This window comes from Burkholderia sp. NLJ2, assembly GCF_049487195.1.
In the GTDB taxonomy this organism is placed as follows: domain Bacteria; phylum Pseudomonadota; class Gammaproteobacteria; order Burkholderiales; family Burkholderiaceae; genus Burkholderia; species Burkholderia pyrrocinia.
Window position 1 is genome coordinate 2,080,763 of record NZ_CP137808.1, and the last position, 23,170, is coordinate 2,103,932.

The 23,170-nt window shown below is 66.1% G+C and carries 22 protein-coding genes and 1 other RNA gene; 8 read left to right on the forward strand and 15 right to left on the reverse strand.

Annotation, left to right across the window (positions count from 1 at the left end; translation table 11 throughout):
• Window positions 1-10: 10 nt before the first annotated feature.
• The 4 genes from ispG to ndk all read right to left on the reverse strand — a co-directional run bounded on the left by ispG (window position 11) and on the right by ndk (window position 4,249).
• Entirely contained in the window at window positions 11-1,318 is a 1,308-nt protein-coding gene (gene ispG / locus R9B84_RS09525) for a flavodoxin-dependent (E)-4-hydroxy-3-methylbut-2-enyl-diphosphate synthase (RefSeq protein ID WP_423757791.1), read from the reverse strand.
• 112 nt (window positions 1,319-1,430) lie between these two features.
• Window positions 1,431-2,450, reverse strand: coding sequence for a helix-turn-helix domain-containing protein (locus R9B84_RS09530; RefSeq protein WP_423757792.1), 1,020 nt, complete (start codon window positions 2,448-2,450; stop codon window positions 1,431-1,433).
• A 178-nt stretch (window positions 2,451-2,628) separates the two neighbouring features.
• Window positions 2,629-3,768 carry a 23S rRNA (adenine(2503)-C(2))-methyltransferase RlmN gene (gene rlmN, locus R9B84_RS09535; protein WP_423757793.1) on the reverse strand — a complete coding sequence of 380 codons (1,140 nt, stop codon included), beginning with the start codon at window positions 3,766-3,768 and terminating at the stop codon, window positions 2,629-2,631.
• A 55-nt stretch (window positions 3,769-3,823) separates the two neighbouring features.
• Window positions 3,824-4,249 (reverse strand): nucleoside-diphosphate kinase, encoded by a 426-nt coding sequence (gene ndk, locus R9B84_RS09540; RefSeq protein ID WP_047900843.1) that lies wholly within the window; start codon window positions 4,247-4,249, stop codon window positions 3,824-3,826.
• Window positions 4,250-4,498: 249 nt separating this feature from the next.
• Here ndk and R9B84_RS09545 point away from each other — a divergent pair, with 249 nt between their 5' ends.
• Window positions 4,499-5,197, forward strand: a complete 699-nt coding sequence (locus R9B84_RS09545) for a Bax inhibitor-1/YccA family protein (RefSeq protein WP_006761414.1) — start codon at window positions 4,499-4,501, stop codon at window positions 5,195-5,197.
• Between the two features lie 64 nt (window positions 5,198-5,261).
• Here the strand turns inward: R9B84_RS09545 and rlmD are convergent, their stop codons facing one another.
• The gene (rlmD, locus tag R9B84_RS09550) at window positions 5,262-6,716 is read right to left on the reverse strand and encodes a 23S rRNA (uracil(1939)-C(5))-methyltransferase RlmD (protein WP_423757794.1); all 1,455 of its coding nucleotides are present in this window, start codon (window positions 6,714-6,716) and stop codon (window positions 5,262-5,264) included.
• A gap of 162 nt (window positions 6,717-6,878) precedes the next feature.
• Here rlmD and R9B84_RS09555 point away from each other — a divergent pair, with 162 nt between their 5' ends.
• A complete protein-coding gene (locus tag R9B84_RS09555) occupies window positions 6,879-7,733 on the forward strand; it encodes an endonuclease/exonuclease/phosphatase family protein (protein WP_423757795.1) in 855 nt (284 codons plus the stop codon).
• A gap of 37 nt (window positions 7,734-7,770) precedes the next feature.
• On the opposite strand, the gene R9B84_RS09560 is transcribed toward R9B84_RS09555, so the two are convergent.
• The 10 genes from R9B84_RS09560 to ffs all read right to left on the reverse strand — a co-directional run bounded on the left by R9B84_RS09560 (window position 7,771) and on the right by ffs (window position 17,355).
• Entirely contained in the window at window positions 7,771-8,547 is a 777-nt protein-coding gene (locus tag R9B84_RS09560; protein WP_423757796.1) for a 3'-5' exonuclease, read from the reverse strand.
• 3 nt (window positions 8,548-8,550) lie between these two features.
• Entirely contained in the window at window positions 8,551-9,639 is a 1,089-nt protein-coding gene (gene rpoS / locus R9B84_RS09565) for an RNA polymerase sigma factor RpoS (RefSeq protein ID WP_423757797.1), read from the reverse strand.
• 11 nt (window positions 9,640-9,650) lie between these two features.
• Complete coding sequence (locus R9B84_RS09570) at window positions 9,651-10,538, reverse strand: peptidoglycan DD-metalloendopeptidase family protein (RefSeq protein WP_423757798.1); 888 nt, start codon at window positions 10,536-10,538, stop codon at window positions 9,651-9,653.
• A gap of 5 nt (window positions 10,539-10,543) precedes the next feature.
• Window positions 10,544-11,476, reverse strand: a complete 933-nt coding sequence (locus tag R9B84_RS09575) for a protein-L-isoaspartate(D-aspartate) O-methyltransferase (protein ID WP_096471068.1) — start codon at window positions 11,474-11,476, stop codon at window positions 10,544-10,546.
• On the reverse strand, window positions 11,473-12,234 hold the full coding sequence (gene surE / locus R9B84_RS09580) for a 5'/3'-nucleotidase SurE (protein WP_423757799.1): 762 nt from the start codon (window positions 12,232-12,234) through the stop codon (window positions 11,473-11,475). The genes R9B84_RS09575 and surE overlap by 4 nt, the downstream gene beginning before the upstream one ends.
• A 207-nt stretch (window positions 12,235-12,441) precedes the next feature.
• Window positions 12,442-13,647, reverse strand: a complete 1,206-nt coding sequence (locus R9B84_RS09585) for a CaiB/BaiF CoA transferase family protein (RefSeq protein WP_423757800.1) — start codon at window positions 13,645-13,647, stop codon at window positions 12,442-12,444.
• A gap of 48 nt (window positions 13,648-13,695) precedes the next feature.
• Window positions 13,696-14,292, reverse strand: coding sequence for a recombination mediator RecR (gene recR, locus R9B84_RS09590; RefSeq protein ID WP_034181272.1), 597 nt, complete (start codon window positions 14,290-14,292; stop codon window positions 13,696-13,698).
• Window positions 14,293-14,323: 31 nt separating this feature from the next.
• The gene (locus tag R9B84_RS09595; protein WP_006482124.1) at window positions 14,324-14,650 is read right to left on the reverse strand and encodes a YbaB/EbfC family nucleoid-associated protein; all 327 of its coding nucleotides are present in this window, start codon (window positions 14,648-14,650) and stop codon (window positions 14,324-14,326) included.
• A 98-nt stretch (window positions 14,651-14,748) separates the two neighbouring features.
• A complete protein-coding gene (locus R9B84_RS09600) occupies window positions 14,749-17,130 on the reverse strand; it encodes a DNA polymerase III subunit gamma/tau (protein ID WP_423757801.1) in 2,382 nt (793 codons plus the stop codon).
• A 126-nt stretch (window positions 17,131-17,256) separates the two neighbouring features.
• Window positions 17,257-17,355: signal recognition particle sRNA small type (gene ffs / locus R9B84_RS09605), an RNA gene on the reverse strand.
• A 390-nt stretch (window positions 17,356-17,745) separates the two neighbouring features.
• Here ffs and trxA point away from each other — a divergent pair.
• The 6 genes from trxA (at window position 17,746) to R9B84_RS09635 (ending at window position 23,005) form a co-directional block, all read left to right on the forward strand.
• On the forward strand, window positions 17,746-18,072 hold the full coding sequence (gene trxA, locus R9B84_RS09610; protein ID WP_006402348.1) for a thioredoxin TrxA: 327 nt from the start codon (window positions 17,746-17,748) through the stop codon (window positions 18,070-18,072).
• A gap of 194 nt (window positions 18,073-18,266) precedes the next feature.
• Window positions 18,267-19,529 carry a transcription termination factor Rho gene (gene rho, locus R9B84_RS09615; RefSeq protein ID WP_006478662.1) on the forward strand — a complete coding sequence of 421 codons (1,263 nt, stop codon included), beginning with the start codon at window positions 18,267-18,269 and terminating at the stop codon, window positions 19,527-19,529.
• A 132-nt stretch (window positions 19,530-19,661) separates the two neighbouring features.
• Window positions 19,662-20,162, forward strand: a complete 501-nt coding sequence (locus R9B84_RS09620) for a MerR family transcriptional regulator (protein WP_342307090.1) — start codon at window positions 19,662-19,664, stop codon at window positions 20,160-20,162.
• Complete coding sequence (locus R9B84_RS09625; protein ID WP_423757802.1) at window positions 20,159-21,715, forward strand: MFS transporter; 1,557 nt, start codon at window positions 20,159-20,161, stop codon at window positions 21,713-21,715. The genes R9B84_RS09620 and R9B84_RS09625 overlap by 4 nt, the downstream gene beginning before the upstream one ends.
• Before the next feature lie 38 nt (window positions 21,716-21,753).
• On the forward strand, window positions 21,754-22,587 hold the full coding sequence (locus R9B84_RS09630) for a zinc-dependent peptidase (RefSeq protein WP_423757803.1): 834 nt from the start codon (window positions 21,754-21,756) through the stop codon (window positions 22,585-22,587).
• Window positions 22,588-22,744: 157 nt separating this feature from the next.
• A complete protein-coding gene (locus R9B84_RS09635; protein WP_006753671.1) occupies window positions 22,745-23,005 on the forward strand; it encodes a type B 50S ribosomal protein L31 in 261 nt (86 codons plus the stop codon).
• Window positions 23,006-23,170: the final 165 nt, after the last annotated feature.

Here is a 23,170-nt window from a genome sequence, read left to right on the forward strand (position 1 = left end):
TGTGGACGAATTAGTTCACGGCCGCGTCGGCGCGGCCATAGTTGCGTGCGACGTAGTCGCTGACGATCTGCTGGAATTCCTCGGCGATCCGCTCGCCGCGCAGCGTCTTGACCTTCTCGCCGTCGATGAAGACGGGCGCGGCCGGGTTTTCGCCCGAACCCGGCAGGCTGATGCCGATGTTCGCGTGCTTGGATTCGCCCGGGCCGTTGACGATGCAACCCATCACCGCGACGTTCATCTTCTCGACGCCCGGATACTCCTTGCGCCAGGCCGGCATCTGCTCGCGCAGGTAGGTCTGGATCTGCATCGCGAGTTCCTGGAACAGCGTGCTCGTCGTCCGGCCGCAGCCCGGGCACGCGATCACCATCGGCGCGAACGAGCGCAGGCCCATCGTCTGGAGGATTTCCTGGCCGACGATCACCTCGCCCGTGCGCGACGCGCCCGGTTCCGGCGTCAGCGAGATGCGGATCGTGTCGCCAATCCCTTCCTGCAGCAGCACGCCGAGCGCGGCCGTCGATGCGACGATGCCCTTCGAGCCCATACCGGCCTCGGTCAGCCCCAGGTGCAGCGCGAAGCCGCAGCGGCGGCCGAGTTCGCGGTACACGGCGATCAGGTCCTGCACGCCGCTGACCTTGCACGACAGCACGATACGGTCGCGGCCGAGACCCAGCTCGACTGCACGCTCGGCCGAGCCGATCGCCGACTGGATCAGCGCCTCGTACATCACGCTTTGCGCGTCCCACGGCTGCGAGCGCGCGCCGTTCTCGTCCATCATGCGCGCGAGCAGGTCCTGGTCGAGACTGCCCCAGTTCACGCCGATCCGCACCGGCTTGTCGTACTTGGCCGCAGCTTCGATCATCTGCGCGAACTGCGTATCGCGCTTCGCGCCCTGACCGACGTTGCCGGGGTTGATCCGGTACTTCGACAGCGACTCCGCGCAGCCCGGATAATCGCGCAGCAGCAGGTGGCCGTTGTAGTGGAAATCGCCGACGAGCGGCACGGTCACGCCCATCCGGTCGAGCTGCTCGCGGACCGCCGGCACGGCGGCGGCGGCCTCCGGCGTGTTGACCGTGATGCGCACCAGTTCGGAGCCCGCGTTCGCGAGTTCCTTGATCTGGATCGCCGTGCCGATCGCGTCGGCCGTATCGGTATTCGTCATCGACTGCACGCGCACCGGCGAGGTGCCGCCGATCGTCACGAGCTGCCCGCCCCAGCGGACATCCACCGCATGCGACACGCGGCGGGGCTGATGCCCGCCGAACACCGGCTCGGTTGAACAAATCTGACTGCTGCGTGGGGATTGAGCTTCGGATTGCATCGATAGATCCATTTACGCGGAATGCGCCGCGACGCGGCGCATGAATTGAAAAAGCGCCGTGCCCTCACGGCCTGCCGATATCGACGACAGGCCTTCGCCACGGCGCTTGACGTCAGGGCAACGTGAACCGCGCCACATTACCCCGCGCTGCCGAATATTTTGCCGGATCGACAGGTTTTCCGTCGAACGCAACCGCGTCGAGGCCTGCCTTGTTGCCGATCGTGACCTTGAACGGCCCGTCGCCGGCGACCTGCTTCGTCTCGCCGGCCCGCACCAGCGCCGAGAACAGCTCCTTGCCGTTCTTGTCGCGCACGCTAAACCAGCAATCCTGCTTGACCTTCAGTTCGACCATCGACTGGCCGGCCGCAACCACGACGCTCGCCGGCTCGGCCGGCGTAGCGGCACTCGCCGCCGCCGTTGCCACGACAGGCTGCGATGCAGCCCCCGTCGCAACCGGGGCCGCGGGCGCCGGGACAGCGGACGCAATTGCCTGGGCCGGGGCGGCAGACGCAGCGACCGGGGCCGGAACGTCATTGGCGGCTACGGTCGACGCGCCGCTCGCAGCCGCATCGTCGACGGACGACGAAGATGCCGGCGGTGCGCTTGCGGCCGACGCATGCTCCGCGTCGTTGCCTTTGAAACGCGCGAGCAGGCTCGACGAATCGCCGCCAGTGTGCCACATCAGTACGGCAACCACCGCGACGACGACGATCGCCGTCCCCCACAGCCACGGGTGATGGCGCGACGAACCGCCCAGCGGAATCGACACACGACCGCGCGGCAGATCCGTCCCCGACGATGCGGGCATCGACAAATCGACCTCCGGCACCCCGCGCTCGCGGCGCAGCGCCTGCGCGAACGGCTCCGGATCGACGCCGAGCATCTTCGCGTAGCTGCGCACGACACCGAGCGCGAACGTCACGCCAGGCAAATGACTGATGTCGCCGGCCTCGAGCGCCCGAAGCTTCTGCGGTGCGACCTTGAGTCGCGCCGATACGTCGTCGACCGTCCAGCCCTTCGTCTCCCGAAGCTGCGCCAGCCGGCTGCCGACCGCCGCCAGCGATTCCAGTCCCGCCGGTGCCGGTTTCGCGGCATTCGTCTCTGCGCCGTTGGTCGGCTGCGGCTCACTCATCCTTGTCCTCGCGTCGATTCTTCTTCACTGGCGGCCGCCGCCGGCTCCCGCCGCCCGGCACCCGCAACTGTTCATACCATGCGCGGCGCCGTGGCGCCGCGACCGATCGCTATTCGCGTGTTGTACTGCCAAAAGGTTCGGGCATCCCCGGACGGGCATCCCCGACTAGGCGTCCCCGTCAAATCGCCCGAACTTCGATGATTTTTGCTGCTGCGCCCGTTCGTTCCGCGAGGCGCGTACGGTCTTTCACCGCGCCGGCCAACTGGCCGCACGCGGCATCGATATCGTCGCCGCGCGTCTTGCGCACGGTCGTGACGACACCCGCGTCGATGAGGACCTGTGCAAAGCGCTTGATCTGCTCCGACTTCGAGCGGAGGAGGCCCGATTCCGGAAACGGATTGAACGGAATCAGATTGAACTTGCATGGCACGTCGCGCGTGACGGCCAGCAGTTCGCGTGCATGGGCTTCGGTGTCGTTGACGCCGTCGAGCATGCAGTATTCGAAAGTAATGAAGTCGCGCGGCGCGACTTTCAGATAGCGCTGGCACGCAGCCATCAGCTCGCGGAGCGGATACTTCTTGTTGAGCGGCACCAGCTCGTCGCGCAGCGCATCGTTCGGCGCATGCAGCGAAACGGCCAGCGCGACCGGCAGCTCGGCGCCGAGGCGATCCATCATCGGCACCACGCCGGACGTCGACAGCGTGACGCGGCGGCGCGACAGGCCGTACGCGTTGTCGTCGAGCATCAGCCGCATCGCGGGTACGACCGCACTGTAATTCAGGAGCGGCTCGCCCATGCCCATCATCACCACGTTGGTGACGACCCGTTCGGCCTTGCCGTTCGGGCCGGGCGCGCGGCCCAGCGACGCTCGCAATGCAAATTCGGCCATCCGTAGCTGGCCGATGATTTCGGCTGTCGACAGGTTGCGGGAAAAGCCCTGCTTGCCCGTCGAACAGAAGCGGCAGTTGACCGCACACCCGGCCTGCGACGACACGCACAGCGTGCCGCGCGTCTCTTCCGGGATGAACACGGTTTCGACCGCATTGCCGTTTCCGACGTCGATCAGCCACTTGCGCGTGCCGTCGGTGGAAACGTGATCGCTGGCGATATCCGGCATCACGATCGACGCGCGGCCCTTGAGCTTTTCTCTCAGGGACTTCGCGAGATCGGTCATGCCGTCGAAATCGCCGGCGTTGTACTGGTGGATCCAGCGCTGCAACTGCTTGGCGCGGAACGGCTTCTCGCCGAGGCTGCCGCAGTACGCGACAAGACCCTCGGCATCGAAGTCGAGAAGATTGACGGAAGTTTCGCTCGTCATGATGTGCTGCCTTGCCGCGTGCGCTGAATCCTGCCTACTTGCTGTCAGCCAGGGCTTAACGCGAGTAAACGTTCATTTCCGGGAAGAAGAACGCGACTTCGACGGCAGCCGTTTCCGCTGCGTCCGAGCCGTGCACGGCGTTCGCGTCGATGCTGTCCGCGAAGTCGGCGCGGATCGTGCCCTGTTCCGCCTTCTTCGGATCCGTTGCGCCCATCAGGTCGCGGTTCTTCAGGATCGCGCCTTCACCTTCCAGAACCTGGATCATCACCGGGCCCGAGATCATGAAATCGACGAGGTCCTTGAAGAACGGACGCGCTGCGTGAACCGCGTAGAACTTCTCTGCGTCAGCACGCGACAGGTGCGCCATGCGCGATGCGACGATCTTCAGGCCGGCGCCTTCGAAACGGCTGTAGATCTGGCCGATCACGTTCTTTGCCACCGCATCCGGCTTGATGATCGACAGGGTGCGCTCGATTGCCATAAAAACTCCAAGAAATTAAGAAGTTACAGGTTCAAATGAATCCGCTATTGTAGCACGATCCCGTGTATCATTGCGATTGAACCCTTACACATGTGAAAGGTTCCGAATCCATATGTTTTGCGCCGCGCAGCCATTGAAACCTCGCGACGCGGAACGTATCTTAGCCATAGCTGCTCCGGTTTGCTGCGCCGCACACCGCGCGCGCCGAACCGACCCCGGACGCCCACGCGTTCAATGTTAGGAGAAACCATGAACGATTATCCGTACAATTTCGGCCGCGGCGGTTCCGTCAGCACCGCCGAGGTTCGCAACCGCGTGCTGCGGAACACGTACTGGCTGCTCGCGCTGTCGATGGTGCCGACCGTGCTGGGCGCCTGGGTCGGCGTCGCGACGGGCTTCTCGCTGTTCGCGGCCACGAGCCCGATGATGAGCCTGCTTGCGTTCTTCGCGATCGCGTTCGGCTTCATGTTCGCGATCGAGCGGACGAAAAACAGCGCGGCCGGCGTGTTCGTGCTGCTCGGCTTCACGTTCTTCATGGGCCTGATGCTGTCGCGGCTGCTGAGCTTCATCCTCGGTTTCTCGAACGGCCCGTCGCTGATCATGCTCGCGTTCGGCGGCACCGGCATCATCTTCGCCGCGATGGCGACGATCGCCACCGTCAGCAAGCGCGACTTCTCGGGGCTCGGCAAGTGGTTGTTCATGGGCGTGATCGTGATCCTGCTTGCGTCGGTCGCGAACATCTTCCTGCAGCTGCCGGCGCTGATGCTCACCGTGTCGGTGCTCGCGATCGCGATCTTCTCCGCGTACATGCTGTTCGACGTCCAGCGCGTCGTGAACGGCGGCGAGACGAACTACATCTCGGCGACGCTCGCGATCTACCTCGACCTGTACAACGTGTTCACGAACCTGCTCGCGCTGCTCGGCATCTTCGGCGGCAACCGCAACTGACGTTCGCCACGCATCACAAAAAAAACCGGCCCGAGGGCCGGTTTTTTTACGTTCGCCGCCCGGCTCAGTCGCGCTCGAACAGCGCGATCGATTCGACGTGCGACGTGTTCGGGAACATGTTCACGACACCGGCGCCCTTCAGCCGGTAGCCCGCCTCGTGCACGAGCAGGCCCGCGTCGCGCGCAAGCGTCGACGGGTTGCACGACACGTAGACGATCCGCTTCGGCAGCGGGCCTTCGCCACTTTGCGCAATCTCGGCCAGCGCCTTCGACACCGCGAGCGCGCCTTCGCGCGGCGGATCAATCAGGAACTTGTCGAATGCGCCGAGCGCACGGATGTCGTCGCCCGTCACTTCGAACAGGTTCCGGCACGCGAACGTCGTGTGGCCGTCGACACCGTTCTCGCGCGCGTTCGCAAGCGCGCGCGTCGTCAGCGTGTCGCTGCCCTCGATGCCCACCACTTCGCGCGACAGCCGCGCGAGCGGCAGCGTGAAGTTACCGATCCCGCAGAACAGGTCGAGCACGCGGTCGTCGCGCGACGGCGCGAGCAAGCGCAGCGCGCGGCCCACCAGCACGCGGTTGATCTGATGGTTGACCTGCGTGAAGTCGGTCGGCTTGAACGGCATGCGGATGCCGAACTCCGGCAGCGTGTAGTCGAGCGACACGTCGAGCGGATAGAACGGCGTCACCGTGTCGGGGCCCTTCGGCTGCAGCCAGAACTGCACCTTGTGTTCGTCCGCGAATGCGCGCAGCAGCGCTTCGTCGTCCGCGTTGATCGGCTCCAGCACGCGCAGCACGAGCGCGGTGACCTCCGAGCCGACCGCGAGCTCGATCTGCGGCATCCGATCGCGGATCGACAGCCCCTCGACGAGCCGGCGCAGCGGCACGAGCATCGCCGACACGTGCGGCGGCAGCACTTCGCAACTCGTCATGTCGGCGACATAGCTGCTCTTCTTCTCGTGGAACCCGACCAACACGCCGCCCTTCTTCGCGACGTTGCGCACGGTCAGGCGCGCACGGTAGCGATAGCCCCACGACGGGCCATGGATAGGCGCGAACATCGTTTCCGCACGCAGCTTCGCCAGGTGCCACAGGTTGTCTTCGAGCACACGCTGCTTGACCGCCACCTGCGCGCGCATGTCGAGATGCTGCATCGAGCAGCCGCCGCAGGTGCCGAAGAACTTGCATTTCGGCTGCGTGCGCATCACGCTCGGGCGCAGAATGTCGACAACCGTCGCCTGCTCGTAGCTCGGCTTGCGGCGGTAGCTCGAATAAGTCACGCGTTCGCCCGGCAGCGCACCCTCGACGAAGATGACCTTGCCCGGCTCGCCGTCCTCGGTCATCGTGCGGCCGACACCGCGCGCTTCCATGTCGAGCGATTCGATCTCGAGAACCGGGGCGATCCCGGGCGCGACGGGCGCATTTTTCGATTTGCGCGCAGAAGTGGGGACGGCTTCGGACACCAGCTTTTCCTGACAAACGTTGAAGAAGGCGAGATTGTAGACGACGAAGGCCCGCATTGGCCTCTTTGCATGGGGCAAGCGCCGACACTTAAGCATAGACGGCCCTGCATTGGACCGGAAGGGGCAGGCAGGTAGCTCGGGAACGCCAGCAGCCGATCGGCTGCGAAACCAGTCAGGAAGGGCCGGCAGCCCGAAATCCACCCGGCAGGAGATTCGACCATGCAGCTGATCGACTGGAACATCCAATGGGGTCGGGACGCCGACGGCGCTGTCGACCTTTCGCGCACCGTCGCGACAATCCGCCGGCTCGGCGATTTCGACGTGCTGTGTCTGCAGGAGGTCACGCGCGGCTTCGGCGCCCTGCCCGGCCGGCCCGGCCCCGACCAGTTCGCCGAACTCGCGGCGCTGCTGCCCGGCTATACGATCGTAGAAGCGATCGGCGCCGACCTGCCTGCCATCGAACCCGGCGCACCGCGCCGCCAGTTCGGCAACGCGATCGCGACCCGGCTGCCGGTCGGGCGCGTGCTGCGCCAGTTGCTGCCGTGGCCGGCAGACGCCGGCGCGCCATCGATGCCGCGCGTCGCGCTCGACGTCGAGCTGCAGACGCCTTTCGGCCCGCTGCGCGTGGTCACCACGCACCTCGAATACTATTCGGCGCGCCAGCGGCTTGCGCAGGTCGACGCGCTGCGCGACCGGCATCGCGAGGCCTGCGCGCATGCGGAACGGCCCGCGCCCGCCGAAACTGCCGACGGACCGTTCAGCGCAACCGGTCAGCCGCGCGATGCGATCGTCTGCGGCGATTTCAACAGCGCGTTCGGCAGCGATGCGTACCGGCGCTTCCTGGAGCCGGTCGCCGACGCGCCGCGCTTCGTCGACGCATGGGTCGCGCGGCACCCCGGCCGCACGCCGCCACCGACAGCCGGCGTCTACGATACGGTGCAATGGTCGGAGGGGCCGCTCGCGTGCGACTTCGAGTTCGTGACCGATACGCTGCTGCCGCGCGTCGTGCGCTGCGAGATCGACAGCGACGTGCGTGCATCGGATCACCAGCCAGTGCTGCTCGAACTCGCTTGATCGCGCCAGCCGCAGGCCGCGGCGGCGCCTGCCCGCGCTACGCGTCGAAGCCCGCCAGGTATTCGGCCCAGTGCGATGCCGGCTCCTGCGCGAGCGCGTTCTTCACGAGCAGGATCTCGTCCGCATACTCGCTCTGCGTCAGGCCGCCGCGCATCAACTGGAACCGGCAGTACAGCAGGTATGTATTGACGACATCGGTCTCGCAATAATTGCGGATTTCCTCGATTCGCCCTTCCTGGAACGCCGGCCACACCTGGCTGCCGTCCATCCCGAGCTTGCCCGGAAAGCCGCACAGCTTGGCGAGCGCGTCGAGCGGTGCGTTCGCGCGCGCTTGATACATCGCGAGCACATCCATCAGATCGGTGTGCCTCGAGTGATAGCGCGAGATGTAGTTGTTCCACTTGAATTCGCGGTCGTCCTCGCCGAGATCCCAGTAGCGGGTCGCGGGAACGCCGTGCACGAGCGCGCGGTAATGGAGCACCGGCAGATCGAAACCACCGCCGTTCCACGACACGAGCTGCGGCGTGTATTTCTCGATCACGCGGTAGAACGACTGGATCAGCGTCGCTTCGTTGTCCTGCGGCGTGCCGAGCGAGCGGACGCGAAAGCCGTTGTTATCGCGGAACACGCACGAGATCGCCGCAATGCGCTGCAGGTGATGCGGCAGGAAATCGCCGCCGGTCTTCTCGCGGCGTGCGGCGAACGCATGTTCGGCCACCGCGGCATCGTCGAGCGTCGCGGGCAGGTCTTCCAGACGGCGAATGCCGTCGACATCGGGAATCGTCTCGATGTCAAAAACAAGAATCGGAGTCATCAGTTACAAAACGGCGTCCTTGCGCACGCCGTTGGAGGCGAAGAACCGCTTGAGGCGCACCAGCGCTTCCTGCTGGATCTGCCGCACGCGCTCGCGCGTGAGCCCCATCTCGTCTGCTAGCTCTTCGAGCGTCGCCGGTTCGATGTGGTTCAGGCCGAAGCGACGCTCAATCACGTGCCGATGCTTGTCGGACAGACGCGACAGCCACGCGCGCGTCAGCGTCTCCAGCTCGCGGTGCTGCACCTCGGCGTCGGGTGACTGGCTCTGGTCGTCGGGCAGCAGGTCGAGCAGGCTGCTCGCGGGATCGAGGTCGAGCGGCGCGTCGAGCGACGCCGTGTGCTCGTTGAGCGCGAGGATATCGGTGACTTCCTCGGCGGTCTTGCCGGTGAGATAGGCGATGTCGTCGATGCTGGCTTCGCGGCGCTCGGCCGCCTCGCCCGTCGACATCGAATTCTTTTCGAGGTGGCGCTTCGCGCGCAGCACCTGGTTCAGTTCGCGGATCACGTGCACGGGCAGGCGCACCGTGCGGGCCTGGTTCATGATCGCCCGCTCGATGCTCTGCCGGATCCACCAGGTCGCATAGGTCGAGAAGCGGAAACCGCGCGTCGGGTCGAACTTCTCGATCGCGTGCATCAAGCCGAGGTTGCCCTCCTCGATCAGGTCGAGCAGCGGCACGCCGCGGTTCAGATACCCCTTGGCGATACTGACGACGAGACGCAGGTTGCGCTCGATCATCACCTGCCGCGCCTCGAATTCGCCGGCCTTGGCGAGCCGGGAATAGCGCTGCTCTTCCTCGACGGTCAGCAGCGGCTTCACGCTGATGCGGTTCAGGTAATGCTGGATCGTGTCGGCCGTGAGCTCGGCCTGCAGCAGCGTGCGGAAATCGTCGACGTCGGGCGCTGCTTCCGTGCGGCCTTCGCGCTCGTCGTCGCCACCGTCCGCCTCGGCGTCGCGTGCCTCGAGATCACGTTCGTTTTCCGCGACGTCGTCTTCGTCGTCCGTCGAAGCACCAGCTCGCCCCACCGATGCTTGCGTGGCACGACTGATCTTCTCAGACTCGGCTTGCGGCTCGTGGCGCTTCGATTTCGGCATGGTCGTCTCGGTTATTGAGGCGGCAAATACTTCAGCGGATCGACAGGCTTACCCTGCCGGCGAACCTCGAAATGCAGCATCACGCGGTCGGAATCGCTGTTACCCATCTCGGCGATCTTCTGCCCCTTCGTTACCGCGTCCCCCTCTTTTACCATCAAAGCGCGATTATGTGCATACGCCGTGAGGTAAGTTGCATCGTGTTTGATGATAATGAGGTTGCCGTAGCCACGCAGGCCGTTGCCCGAGTAGACGACGCGGCCGTCGGCCGCCGCCTTCACGGTCTCGCCGGCCGCGCCGCCGATATTGACACCCTTGTTCTTCGCGTCGTCGAACCCGTTCAGCACGGGGCCGCGCGCGGGCCATGCAAACGTCACGGGGCCGCTCGGAGCCGCCGCCGTGTCGCTCGATCCGGTGGCCGCAGCCGGCGGCGTTGCGAGCGTGGACGACGTGCCGGCGGCCGGCGTCGCGGGGCCGCTGCTGAGCGGCGCGGTCGCGACGGCGGCGCCCGCGATCGGTGCGGCGGCCGGTACGCCCGCAGCCGCTGCGCCGCCCGGCGGCGCAACGCGTAGCAACTGGTCGACTTCGATCTGGTTCGGGTTCGCCAGGTTGTTCCACGACGCGATGTCGCGATAGTTCTGCCCGTTCTCGAGCGCGATCCGGTACAGCGTGTCGCCCGGCTTCACACGGTAGAAGCCAGGCGGCGGCGGGCCAAGCGGCACCGCGGGCTGCGCAGCGGCCGTCGTGCCGAGCGACCCGGAGCGGTCGACGACAGGCGCGTTGTCGAGCCGCGTCGCACAGGCGGCCAGAAGCGTGGAGAACGCAGCTACACAGATCGCGCGCTGGGCGAGCGTGAGCGGTTCCCTGGATCGGTTGTTTTGCATCGCGCGCAACATACTCATCGGTATCAAATCACTCCGGATTTTAAAGGGACAAAGAAAACGCGATCAAGCCGGGACTCTCTCCATTGCGCGTGCGCGACGCGCTCGACGAGCGTGAGCACCTGGTGCTGTCCACTCTGCGCGCCGACCGGCGCGACGAGCCGCCCGCCGATCGCGAGCTGCTCGAGCAGCGCCTGCGGCACGTCGAGCCCCGCCGCCGCGATCACGATCGCGTCGAACGGGGCTGCGGACGGCAAGCCGACACGCCCGTCGCCATAGTGCAGACGGATGTTCGGCACGCGCAGCGGCCGCAGGTTCAGCTTCGCGCGCTCGTAGAGCGGCTTGATGCGTTCAATCGAATACACGTCGCGTGCCACGTGACTCAGCACGGCAGCCTGGTAGCCGCAGCCCGTGCCGATCTCGAGGACGCGCTCGAGCGTGCGGCCGGCCATCGCGAGCTCGATCATGCGCGCGACGACCGACGGCTTTGAAATTGTCTGCTGGTGGCCGATCGGCAACGCCGAATCCTCATAGGCCTGCGTCGCGAGCCCCGGATCCACGAACATGTGGCGCGGCACCGCGGCCATCGCTTCCAGCACGCGTGCGTCGGTCACGCCGTTCGCGCGCAGCCGTTCGACCATCCGCTCGCGCACACGTTCCGACGTGAGTGCGAACGCGCCGGCCGGCGCGACGCTCGGCGCGGCCGGCTTCGGCAGCGCAGGCTTCAGCGCGGTCGGCTTCGGCGCAGTCGCAGGCTTCGCGGCGGCGGAACCGGACAGCGGCGCCCGCCCGGCAGCCGGCTTCACCGCAACCGGTTTCAGCACGGCCGCGGGCTTGTCGGCGGCTTTCGGCACCGCGACCGCCGCATGGCGTTCGCCGGCCCGACCTTCCGACTTGCGTGGCGCTCGTTTGAGATCTTCGAGCGCGAGCGGGAACCGCTTCGCGCGCTCGCCGCTCATGAAGCCCGCCCTCCGGCGCGCGCCCATTCACGCGTCGCGGGCAGCATCTGCGTATGCGTGAGGTCGAGCTGCAGTGGCGTGATCGACACGAAACCGTTTGCGACGGCGTGGAAATCGGTGCCGTCGCTCGCGTCCAGCGCCGCACCCGCCGCACCGATCCAGTACACCGGCTCGCCGCGCGGGTCGGTCTGGCGAATCACCGGCTGCGACGGATGACGCTTGCCGAGGCGCGTGACCTTCCAGCCCTTCAGTTCGTCGTACGGCAGGTTCGGAATATTGACGTTCAGCAGCGGATGGCCCGGCAGCGGATGCGCGAGGTAGTGCTCGACGATTTCCGCCGCGACGCGCGCGGCGTCCGCCAGATGGGCCCAGCCCTTGTCGGCCAGCGAGAATGCGATGGCCGGAACGCCGAACATGATGCCTTCGGTGGCCGCTGCAACTGTCCCCGAATAGAGCGTGTCTTCGCCCATGTTCTGGCCGTTGTTGATCCCCGACACGACGATGTCCGGCTTCGCGTCGGTCATCCCCGTCAACGCGACGTGCACCGAATCGGTCGGCGTGCCGTTCACGTAGAAGAAACCCGTACCCGCCGCGCGCTGCACCGACAGCGGCCGCCACAACGTGAGGGAATTCGATGCGCCGCTGCAGTTCTGCTCGGGCGCGATCACCGTGAGTTCGGCCAGCGGCTGCAGCGCTTCGCTGAGCGCGGCGAGACCGGGGGCGAGATAGCCGTCGTCGTTGCTGAGTAGGATTCGCATCCGGCGATTGTAACCGAGGAAAGATGGCGCGAGAGCGACAGTCCGGCGGCTGCGGATGGCCGCGTTCGCGCAGGTGCGCACGGTGCGCCGCCGCATTGCGCGGCGGCATTCTGCGTTCTCAAGAACACGCCGGGCCGCCCCGGGTTTTCCGCCCCGAAGGAAAGTCCCCTCGGGGGGCCCGGCGCGAAGCGACAGGTCCGGGGGCGCTCAAATCGCGCCCGCGTCGCGCAGCGCGGCAATCGCCTGCGCGTCGTAGCCGAGGCCGCGCAGCACCTCGTCCGTATGCTCGCCGAGCTCCGGCCCGAGCCAGCGCGTTTCGCCCGGCGTGTCCGACAGCTTCGGCGTGATGTTCGGCAGCGGAATGTCGGTGCCGTCGGCGAGCTTGAAGCGCTGGATCATCTGCCGCGCGACGAACTGCGGATCGGTGAACATGTCGGCGGCGCTGTAGATGCGCCCGGCCGGCACGTCGGCCGCGTTGAGCACGACGAGCGCGTCGTCGATCGTGCGCGGCGCGAGCCACGCGGCAATCGCGTCGTCGATTTCCTGCGTGCGCGGCACGCGCCCGTCGTTGCGCGCGAGCGCGGGATCGTCGGCGAGGTCGGCGCGCTCGATCGCCTTCATCAGCCGCTTGAAGATCGGGTCGCTGTTGCCGCCGATCACGATGCTGCCGTCGCGGCACGCATAGGTATTCGACGGGACGATGCCCGGCAGCGACGCGCCGGTGCGCTCGCGTACCATCCCGTACACGCCGTATTCGGGCACCACGCTTTCCATCATGTTGAATACGGCTTCGTACAGCGCAACGTCGACCACCTGCCCCGCACCGCCGTTGACCTTGCGGTGATGAAGCGCCATCAGCGCGCCGATCACGCCGTGCAGCGCGGCGATCGAATCGCCGATCGAGATGCCGATGCGCGGCGGCGGCAGGTCGGGATAGCCGGTGATGTGGCGCAGCCCGCCCATCGATTCGGCGATCGCACCGAAGCCGGGCCGGTCGCGGTACGGGCCCGTCTGCCCGTAGCCGGACAGGCGCACCATCACGAGGCCCGGGTTGTCGGCTGACAGCACGTCGTAGCCGAGCCCGAGCTTTTCGAGCAGGCCGGGACGGAAGTTCTCGATCACGATGTCGGCCTCGCTCGCGAGCTGCCGCGCGATCGCCTTGCCGGCATCGGATTTCAGGTTGAGCGTGACCGACTTCTTGTTGCGCGCCTGGACGGACCACCACAGCGACGTGCCGCCCTGCTCCGGGTGGAGCTTGCGCCATTTGCGCAGCGGGTCGCCGCCGTTCGGATCCTCGATCTTGATCACTTCCGCGCCGAATTCGGCGAACAGCCGCGACGCGAACGGCCCCGCGATCAGCGTTCCGAATTCGAGCACTTTGACGCCCGCGAGCGGGCCCTGGCTGGTGCTCATGTGTCTCCCTGGCATGAGGAACGGCGCCGCCGGCAGGCGGCGCCCGGCTTACATCGTGCGGCGGTCGAGCATCGCGCGGGCGATGGTGCCCGCGTCAACGTATTCGAGTTCACCGCCCACCGGCACGCCGCGCGCGAGGCGCGTGACCGCAAGGCCGCGCGCCTTCAGCGTCTGGCCGAGGTAATGCGCGGTGGCTTCGCCTTCGTTCGTGAAGTTGGTCGCGAGCACGACTTCCTTGACGATTCCGTCGGATGCGCGCCGCACGAGACGGTCGAAATGGATTTCCTTCGGGCCGATCCCGTCGAGCGGGCTCAGCCGCCCCATCAGCACGAAATACAGCCCGCGGTAAGTCATCGTCTGCTCGAGCATGATCTGGTCGGCAGGCGTCTCGACGACGCACAGCAGCGTCGGGTCACGTTCCTCGTCGCTGCAGACCTCGCAGATCTGCGCTTCGGTGAACGTGTTGCACTTCTCGCAGTGCTGCAGATGCTCGGTCGCGAACAGCAGCGACCGGCCAAGCCGCTCCGCGCCCTCGCGGTCGTGCTGCATCAGGTGGACCGCCATGCGCTGCGCGGATTTCGGCCCGACGCCGGGCAGCACGCGCAGTGCTTCGACGAGAGCGGACAGGGCGGACGGCTGTTTCATACGGCGGCAAACAGTGGCAAGGACACCGCGCTCAGAACGGCAGCTTGAAGCCCGGGGGCAGCGGCAGGCCCGACGTCATGCCGCTCATCTTTTCCTGCGACGTCGCCTCGGCCTTGCGCACGGCGTCGTTGAACGCGGCCGCGACGAGATCCTCGAGCATGTCCTTGTCGTCCGCGAGCAGGCTCGGGTCGATCGACACGCGGCGCACTTCGTTGCGGCACGTCATCGTCACCTTGACGAGGCCCGCCCCCGACTGCCCTTCGACTTCGATCAGCGCAAGCTGCTCCTGCATCTTCTTCATGTTTTCCTGCATTTGCTGCGCTTGCTTCATCAGTCCGGCGAGGTTGCCTTTCAACATGGGAATACTCCTTCTTTCTTGATCGTGTGAAAACCGGCACGCGGAGCGTGCCGGCCAATGTGTGCGGGCGTGATTGTGCCTGTCGCGGTGCGGTCAGTTCAATGCAGCGTCGGCGGCGGGCCGTCCGGCGCCGAATCGGCGAGCGGACGCACCGAGCCCTCGACGATGCGTGCACCGAAGTCGCGCACGAGCTGCTGGACGAACGGATCGCCGTGAATCTCCTGCTCGGCCTCGCGCTGGCGCGCCGCGCGCGCGGCCGCATCGAGCGCCGCCGCCGTGCGCCGTGCGGGCCCGACCTCGACCGCTACTTCGACCGGCTTGCCGAGCGCGTCGGCCAGCGCGGCCTTCAGCTTCGCAACCTGCGCGGCGTCCGCGTACTGCGGCACCGGCACGGAAAGTTTCAATGTCGTCGCATCGACGGCCGTCAGTTCGCTGTTGAACGCGAGCTGGTATGCGACACCCTTGAGCGGCAGCCGCGCGGCCAGCGCCGGCCATTCGCCGTCGAAGCCGACCGGATCGAGCGCGATCGCGGGCGGCAACGGACGCGTGTCGACCGGCGCAGCCGGACGGGCTTCCGCCAGCTTCGGCGACACGCGCACGTCGTCGGGACCGCTGTCGAACACGGGAACGAAGCCATCGTCGGGCCCGCCGAACATCTCGTCGGCGCTGAGCGGCACGTAGTCGTCCGGCGGGATGTCCTCCCACGGCGGCGAAGCCTGGCGCGAATCGGCTGCTTGCGGCGCACGGGCGGCAGCGCGCGGCGTCGGCACCTGCACGACTGGACGCGGCGCGGCCGGTTTCTCGGCGGCCGGCTGGACGGCCGGCTTCGGGGCCGCGCCGGCCCGCGCACGGTCGGACGACACGCGCATCCCCGCATTGCGCAGCACGTCGAGCGCGGCAGCGGCACCGCCTGCTCGCGATGCCGGACGCGCGGCGGGCTCGGACGGCGCAGCGCGCGGCACCGGTTCGGCTGGCGCAGCCGGTTCTTCGTTTCTCTGCGCAACGGCAACGGCTGCGGCAGGTTGCTCGGGTTCCTTGCGAGCCGGTGGCGACATATCGCCGGCCATCGCCGCTTGCCGCGCCGGATTCGCTTCCGGTCGCGGCGTCTCGACAACCTGCGCATCAACCGAAGCCGGCGCGGATGCCTGGACGGCAGCCGGCTTCACGGCCGGCCGGCCTGCTTCTTCGCCGGACTGTACCTGTGCTGAACGCGCGACCGGCACAGCCGGCACAGCCGGTGCGGCCGGTGCGGCCGGTGCGGCAGCCTGCGGACGCACTGCGTCGGCGGGTGCAGCCGATACCGGTTTCGCCGCAGCGGCCGACGCCGCGGCAGCGCGCGGGCCCGGCACGGCACGCGGCACGGACGGCTGGCCGCTCGGCGCACTGCCCGCGGCAACGGCCGGCTCGAATGCGAGCATCCGCAGCAGCGTCATCGTGAAACCGGCGTACTCGTCCGGCGCAAGGCCGAGCTCCGCGCGGCCGACCGTTGCGATCTGATAGAACAGTTGAACCTGTTCGGGGCTCAGCGTCTCCGCGAAGCGGCGCAGGTCGGCCGCTTCCGGCCATTCGTCGAGCACCGAGCCCGGCGCGAACTGCGCCCACGCAATCCGGTGCAGCAGGCTCGCGAGATCCTGCAATGCGGTCGAGAACGACAGGCTGCGCAGCGACATCTCGTCGGCAATCGCGAGGATTTCCGGGCCGCCGCCGGCCGCGAGCGCGTCGAGCAGGCGCACCATGTAAGTCTGGTCGAGCGCGCCGAGCATGCCCGACACGGCCGACTCGGTCACCTCGTTCGCCGAATAGGCGATCGCCTGGTCGGTGAGCGACAGCGCGTCGCGCATGCTTCCCTGCGCGGCACGCGCGAGCAGGCGCAGCGCCTGCGGTTCGAAGGTGATCTGCTCTTCGCCGAGAATCCGCTCGAGATGCGACACGATGTGCCCGGCCGGCATCTGCTTCAGGTTGAACTGCAGGCAGCGCGACAGCACGGTGACGGGAATTTTCTGCGGATCGGTCGTCGCGAGGATGAACTTGACGTGCGGCGGCGGCTCTTCGAGCGTCTTCAGCATCGCATTGAACGCGTGATTCGTCAGCATGTGCACTTCGTCGATCATGTAGACCTTGAAGCGCGCATCGACGGGCGCATACACCGCGCGCTCGAGCAGCGCGGCCATTTCGTCGACACCGCGGTTGCTCGCGGCATCCATCTCGACGTAATCGACGAAACGCCCCTCGTCGATCTCGCGACAGGCACGACACACGCCGCACGGTTGCGACGTGACGCCGGTTTCACAGTTGAGTGCCTTCGCGAAGATCCGCGACAGCGTCGTCTTGCCGACACCGCGGGTTCCGGTAAACAGATAGGCGTGATGGAGACGCCCGCCGTCGAGCGCATGCGTGAGCGCCCTGACGACGTGCTCCTGGCCGACGAGCGAAGCGAAATCCTTCGGACGCCACTTGCGTGCGAGAACTTGATAGGTCATCGGGAAATTGTATCAGTAACGCTGCGTCGCGCCGACACGCGAAACGGTGCGGAGACAGGCAAAGCGCAGGTAAAACGGAGTGTGACGCGGAAATAAAAAACGCCCTGCGAACGGGGCGAGAAGGAAGGTGACGAGCCCGACCCTCGGCACTGGCGGAAAACGATTGTGGCTGCTTCGTTCCCGACCTGACCAGGTTCACCGCCCCACCATGCGAGGAGGCCCGTCACGGCATATTCTATCACCGCTTCCGGATGAATGCGACCGTTTGTTCGCATCAATGCAAACAACCCTGCCAGCCGGCGTGCGTCCAGCCTCCCGAATCGCTACATATATGCCGCCCCCTTGTAATTTGCGAGCCGGCCTCCACCTGCAGGGCACAACGGTCGAACGTCGCGTCGTACCCCTACTCGCGTAGCGGCTACTATCGCCGCCCGCAGCAGATAGCAATTTAGGCTAATATGACGCCCGAACGACCCGCGAGCCGCGGCATGCAGCGCTTACGCCCCTCCCTTCCGGAGAGCGGAGTGACCTGCCGCAGCGGCCGGCAGCCTACGGCGGCCGGTACGCCGCAACGCGCAAGCAGGCAGTCCCCGAACCGTAAGAGGTATTGACCCAATGAGCGAACAGATCAAACACATCAGCGACGCATCGTTCGAACAGGACGTCGTCAAGTCCGACAAGCCCGTGCTCGTCGATTTCTGGGCCGAATGGTGCGGCCCGTGCAAAATGATCGCCCCGATCCTCGACGAAGTCGCGAAGGACTACGGCGACAAGCTGCAGATCGCGAAGATCAACGTCGACGACAACCAGGCAACGCCCGCAAAGTTCGGCGTGCGTGGCATCCCGACGCTGATCCTGTTCAAGAACGGCGCGGCCGCCGCACAGAAGGTCGGCGCGCTGTCGAAGTCGCAGCTCACCGCATTCCTGGACAGCCACCTGTAATACCGGCAGTTCCGCGGGCGTGTTGTCAACCGGCAACACGTCCGCCGTCAAGCCGCCGATCGGCCGCTCAAGCGCGAATCGGCCTATGCTAGAATTAAAAAACGTCTACAAGACGCATTTAAGTCTCTGAGCGCTTCCGCTCGCCCTCCTCCCTTATTTCTTTCGTCGCTTCTCCTCCCTGGCGGGTTCTCCGTATGCATTTATCCGAGCTCAAGTCTCTGCACGTCTCCGAACTGATCGAAATGGCCAATGGCCTCGAGATCGAAAACGCGAACCGCCTGCGCAAGCAGGAGTTGATGTTCGCCATTCTCAAAAAGCGCGCCAAGACGGGAGAGACGATCTTCGGCGACGGTACGCTCGAAGTGCTGCCGGACGGCTTCGGTTTCCTGCGCTCGCCGGAAATGTCGTACCTCGCGAGCACCGACGACATCTATATCAGCCCGTCGCAGATCCGCCGCTTCAACCTGCACACCGGCGACACCATCGAAGGTGAAGTCCGCACGCCGAAGGACGGCGAGCGCTACTTCGCGCTGGTGAAGGTCGACAAAGTCAACGGGCAGCCGCCCGAGGCCTCGAAACACAAGATCATGTTCGAGAACCTCACGCCGCTGCACCCGAACAAGCCGCTGTCGCTCGAGCGCGAAATGCGCGGCGAGGAAAACGTCACGGGCCGCATCATCGACATGATCGCGCCGATCGGCAAGGGCCAGCGCGGCCTGCTCGTCGCGTCGCCGAAGTCGGGCAAGACCGTGATGCTCCAGCACATCGCACACGCGATCAAGCAGAACCACCCGGACGTGATCCTGTTCGTGCTGCTGATCGACGAGCGCCCTGAAGAAGTGACCGAAATGCAGCGCTCGGTCGCCGGCGAAGTGATCGCATCGACGTTCGACGAACCGGCCACGCGCCACGTCCAGGTCGCCGAAATGGTGATCGAGAAGGCCAAGCGCCTCGTCGAAATGAAGCACGACGTCGTGATCCTGCTCGACTCGATCACGCGCCTCGCACGTGCGTACAACACCGTGATCCCGGCATCGGGCAAGGTGCTGACGGGCGGTGTCGACGCGAACGCACTGCAGCGTCCGAAGCGCTTCTTCGGCGCGGCGCGCAACATCGAGGAAGGCGGCTCACTGACGATCATCGGCACCGCGCTGATCGAAACCGGCAGCCGCATGGACGACGTGATCTACGAAGAGTTCAAGGGCACCGGCAACATGGAAGTGCACCTCGAGCGCCGTCTCGCGGAAAAGCGCGTGTATCCGTCGATCAACCTGAACAAGTCGGGCACGCGTCGCGAGGAAATGCTGATCAAGCCCGAGATCCTTCAGAAGATCTGGGTGCTGCGCAAGTTCATCCACGACATGGACGAAGTCGAGGCAATGGAATTCCTGCTCGACAAGATCCGCCAGACGAAGAGCAACTCCGAGTTCTTCGACCTGATGCGCCGCGGCGGCTGATCGCCCCGCCCCGCAACGAACGGCCGCCCGCGCATCCTGCCCGGCGGCCGTTTTTCGATCCCAACCTGAACGTGAACGTACAGGTTGATCTATAATCGCGTCATCGCCCCTGATCGAATCCCCCGCCTCCCGATGCCGAACGACGCCTCCACCCCGCTGCTGACCGTGAGCGACGCCGCATCGCGGCTCGGCGTCACGCCGCGCACGCTGAAGTATTACGAAGAGCGCGGGCTCGTCACGCCGTCGCGCAGCGAAGGCCGCTACCGCCTCTACGACGAAGCCGATCTCGAACGCTTCGCGCGCATCCTGCGGCTGCGCGCGCTCGGCTTCTCGCTGCATGGCATCACCGAAATGCTGAAGCGCCCGCTGGAAGAAACGGGTGACGGCCGGCGCCGCTATTCGGACGCGTCGCTGCGCGACATCCGCACCGGCCTCGCCGAGCAGATCGGTACGCTCGACCGGCGGATCGCGGCCGTCCAGCGCGAGCTGAAGGAAGCCGTCGCACTGCGCAAGGAACTGCAGCACGACATCGACTACGTCGAGCGGCGTCTCGCCGGCGAAAACCCCGATGCGCTGATCGCGCAACGGCAGGCCGAAGCCGGATCGCGGCGCACGCGCAAGGACCGCGAATGAACGCGGTGCCCGGCCGCTCGCCGCTGTGGAGTCGAGCGAACCTGCGCGCGGACCTGTTCCCGTGGGCGCTCGCACTCGTCACCGGCATCGACTACTTCGACAACGCGGCCTTCTCGTTCTTCGCGAGCTACATCGCGGGCGGCATCAATGCGTCGCCCGACGAACTCGTGTGGTCGTCGAGCGCGTATGCGGTGACGGCCGTGCTCGGCATCCTGCAACAGCAATGGTGGGTCGACCGGCTCGGGCATCGCCGCTATGTCGCCGGCTGCATGCTGATGTTCTCGTTCGGCGCGATCGCGGCCGCGCTTGCCGACACGTCGCTGGAACTCGCATTCGCACGCGGTTTCCAGGGCTATTTCATCGGCCCGATGATGGGCGCGTGCCGGATCCTGATCCAGATCAGCTTCAAGCCGCAGGAACGACCGCCCGCGACGCGCGCGTTCCTGATCATGATCCTGCTCGGCAGCGCGCTCGCGCCGATCGTCGGCGGGCTGCTCGTCGCGCATTCGACGTGGCGCGCACTGTTCGCGTGCACGGCACCCGCCGGCATCGCGTTCGCGATCCTCGCGCTGCTCACGCTGCCCGATTCGGGCCGGACACCCGACGACGAACGCGGCTCCGGACACTTCTGGCCGTATGTCTTGTTCGCGCTCGCGCAAGGTGCACTGCAGATCGTGCTGCAGCAGGTGCATTACCAGCTCTACAGCGGCTCGCCGATGCTGATCCTGCTGACGATTGCAGGAGTCGGCGCACTCGCGTGGTTCGCGTATCACCAGTGGCATCACCCGACGCCGCTCGTGCGGCTGCATGCGTTCCGCGAGCGGACGTTCCAGGTCGGGCTGCTGCTCTACATGTTCTATTACTACGAGACGACGGGTTTCAGTTACCTGACGTCGCGGTTTCTCGAAGGCGGGCTCGGTTATCCGGTCGAGAACGCCGGGCGCCTGGTCGGCACGATGTCGCTGATCTCGGCCACCGCGCTGTTCGCGTACCTGCGCTACGCGAAATTCGTCACGCACAAGAAGTGGTTCGTCGTGCCGGGGTTCGCGATCGCCGTCGCGGCCGCGCTGTGGATGACACGGATGACGCCGCAGGTCGGCGAAGCCGCGCTGATCGTCCCGCTGCTACTGCGCGGACTGCTGCTGCTCTTCATCGTGCTGCCGGTGGCCAACCTGACGTTCCGGATCTTCGCGATCGACGAATACACGCACGGCTACCGGCTGAAGAACATCGTGCGGCAACTGACGATCTCGTTCGCGACGTCGTCGGTGATCATCGTCGAGCAGCACCGGGTGGCCGTGCACCAGACGCGGCTCGTCGAGCGCGCGAACGTGTTCGATCCGCTGCTCCAGCAGACCGTCGACACCCTGACACGCAGCTATGCGGCCGCCGGGCACGCGCTGAACGAAGCGCACGGGCTCGCGATCGCCGCCATCGCCCGCATGGTCGCGCAACAGGCGTCGTTCCTCGCGTCGCTCGACGGTTTTTACTTCCTGGCAGGCGTTGCGCTCGTCGGCGGCCTCTTCGCAGCATGGCAAAAAGAGATCGATTGAGTTAAAAGACAGGCTTTGGATTTCCGTCCGCAGCCTCCATGCTCTCGAAACTGACCCGCTGGTTCGACGACCGCCGCCGCAACCGCGCGCTGCGCAGCCACCCGATCCCCGACGCGCTGTGGCAGGAAACGGTCGAACGCCTGCCGTTCCTCGCGACACTGACGCCCGACGCGCTCGGCCGGCTGCGCGAGCTGACGAGCCTGTTCGTCGCGAAGAAGTCGTTTTCGACCGCACACGGGCTCGAACTGACCGATGCGATGATCGTTGCGATCGCCGCGCAGGCCTGCCTGCCCGTGCTGAATCTCGACCTGTCGCTGTACGACGGCTGGGTCGGCGTCGTCGTGTATCCGGGTGAATTCCTGATCCGCAAGACCGTGCAGGACGAGGACGGCGTCGTCCACGAAGTCGAGCAGGATGCGAGCGGCGAGGCATGGGAAGGCGGCCCCGTGATCCTGTCGTGGGAAGACGCGCAGATGACGGACGGCCATGACGCTTACAACGTCGTGATCCATGAGTTCGCACACAAGATCGACATGGTCAACGGCGCAGCCGACGGCTATCCGCCCCTGTTTCGCCGCTGGCACGCGCCGCACCTCGACGCGCAAGCGTGGGCCGACGTGTTCGAGCATGCGTACGACCAGTTCTGCGCACGGGTCGACGCCGTGCCGGACCGCGCGTGGGCGCGCTTCGAGCGGGACTCGCTGATCGATCCCTATGCAGCCGACCATCCGTCGGAATTCTTCGCGGTGTGTAGCGAAGCGCTGTTCGTGCGGCCGAAAGCGTTCGAGTCCGAATTTCCGGAGCTTTATCGTCTGCTCGCCCGCTACTACAGGCAGGATCCGGCCGGCACCGGCGCGCTCGACGCACCGTGAAAATTATTCGTCAACCATCTGATTTTCTGGCATAATCGCCGTTTTTCGACCTTAGGCAAGTGGCTCGCGCCGGGCTTGGCGTCACCTGGTACGCGCAATGTGCGCGCTCCGGCACGGCAAGCGGCGGGTTGGCTACCGCTCTCACCAAGGAAAGACCATGAAAGAAGGCATCCACCCGAATTACCGCGAAGTCGTCTTCCAAGACATGTCGAACGGCTTCAAGTTCATCACGCGCTCGACGATCCAGACGCGTGAAAACATCGAACTCGACGGCAAGACCTACCCGCTCGCCAAGATCGAAGTGTCGTCGGAATCGCACTCGTTCTACACGGGTCAGCAAAAGATCATGGACACGGCAGGCCGTGTCGAGAAGTTCAAGAACAAGTTCGGCGTACGCGCCAGCGGCAAGGCGAAATAAGCTTCGCACCGCATCCGGTGGTTGCAACGCACCGGTATCGCACAAAAGGGCAGCCCAGGCTGCCCTTTTTTGTCTCTGCTCGCCGGGAAAGCGCCGGCCGGCGTCCGGGCATCGACCTGACGCACAACAGCCGGCGCGTCTACAATGCCGGATGCTCGAATCCGG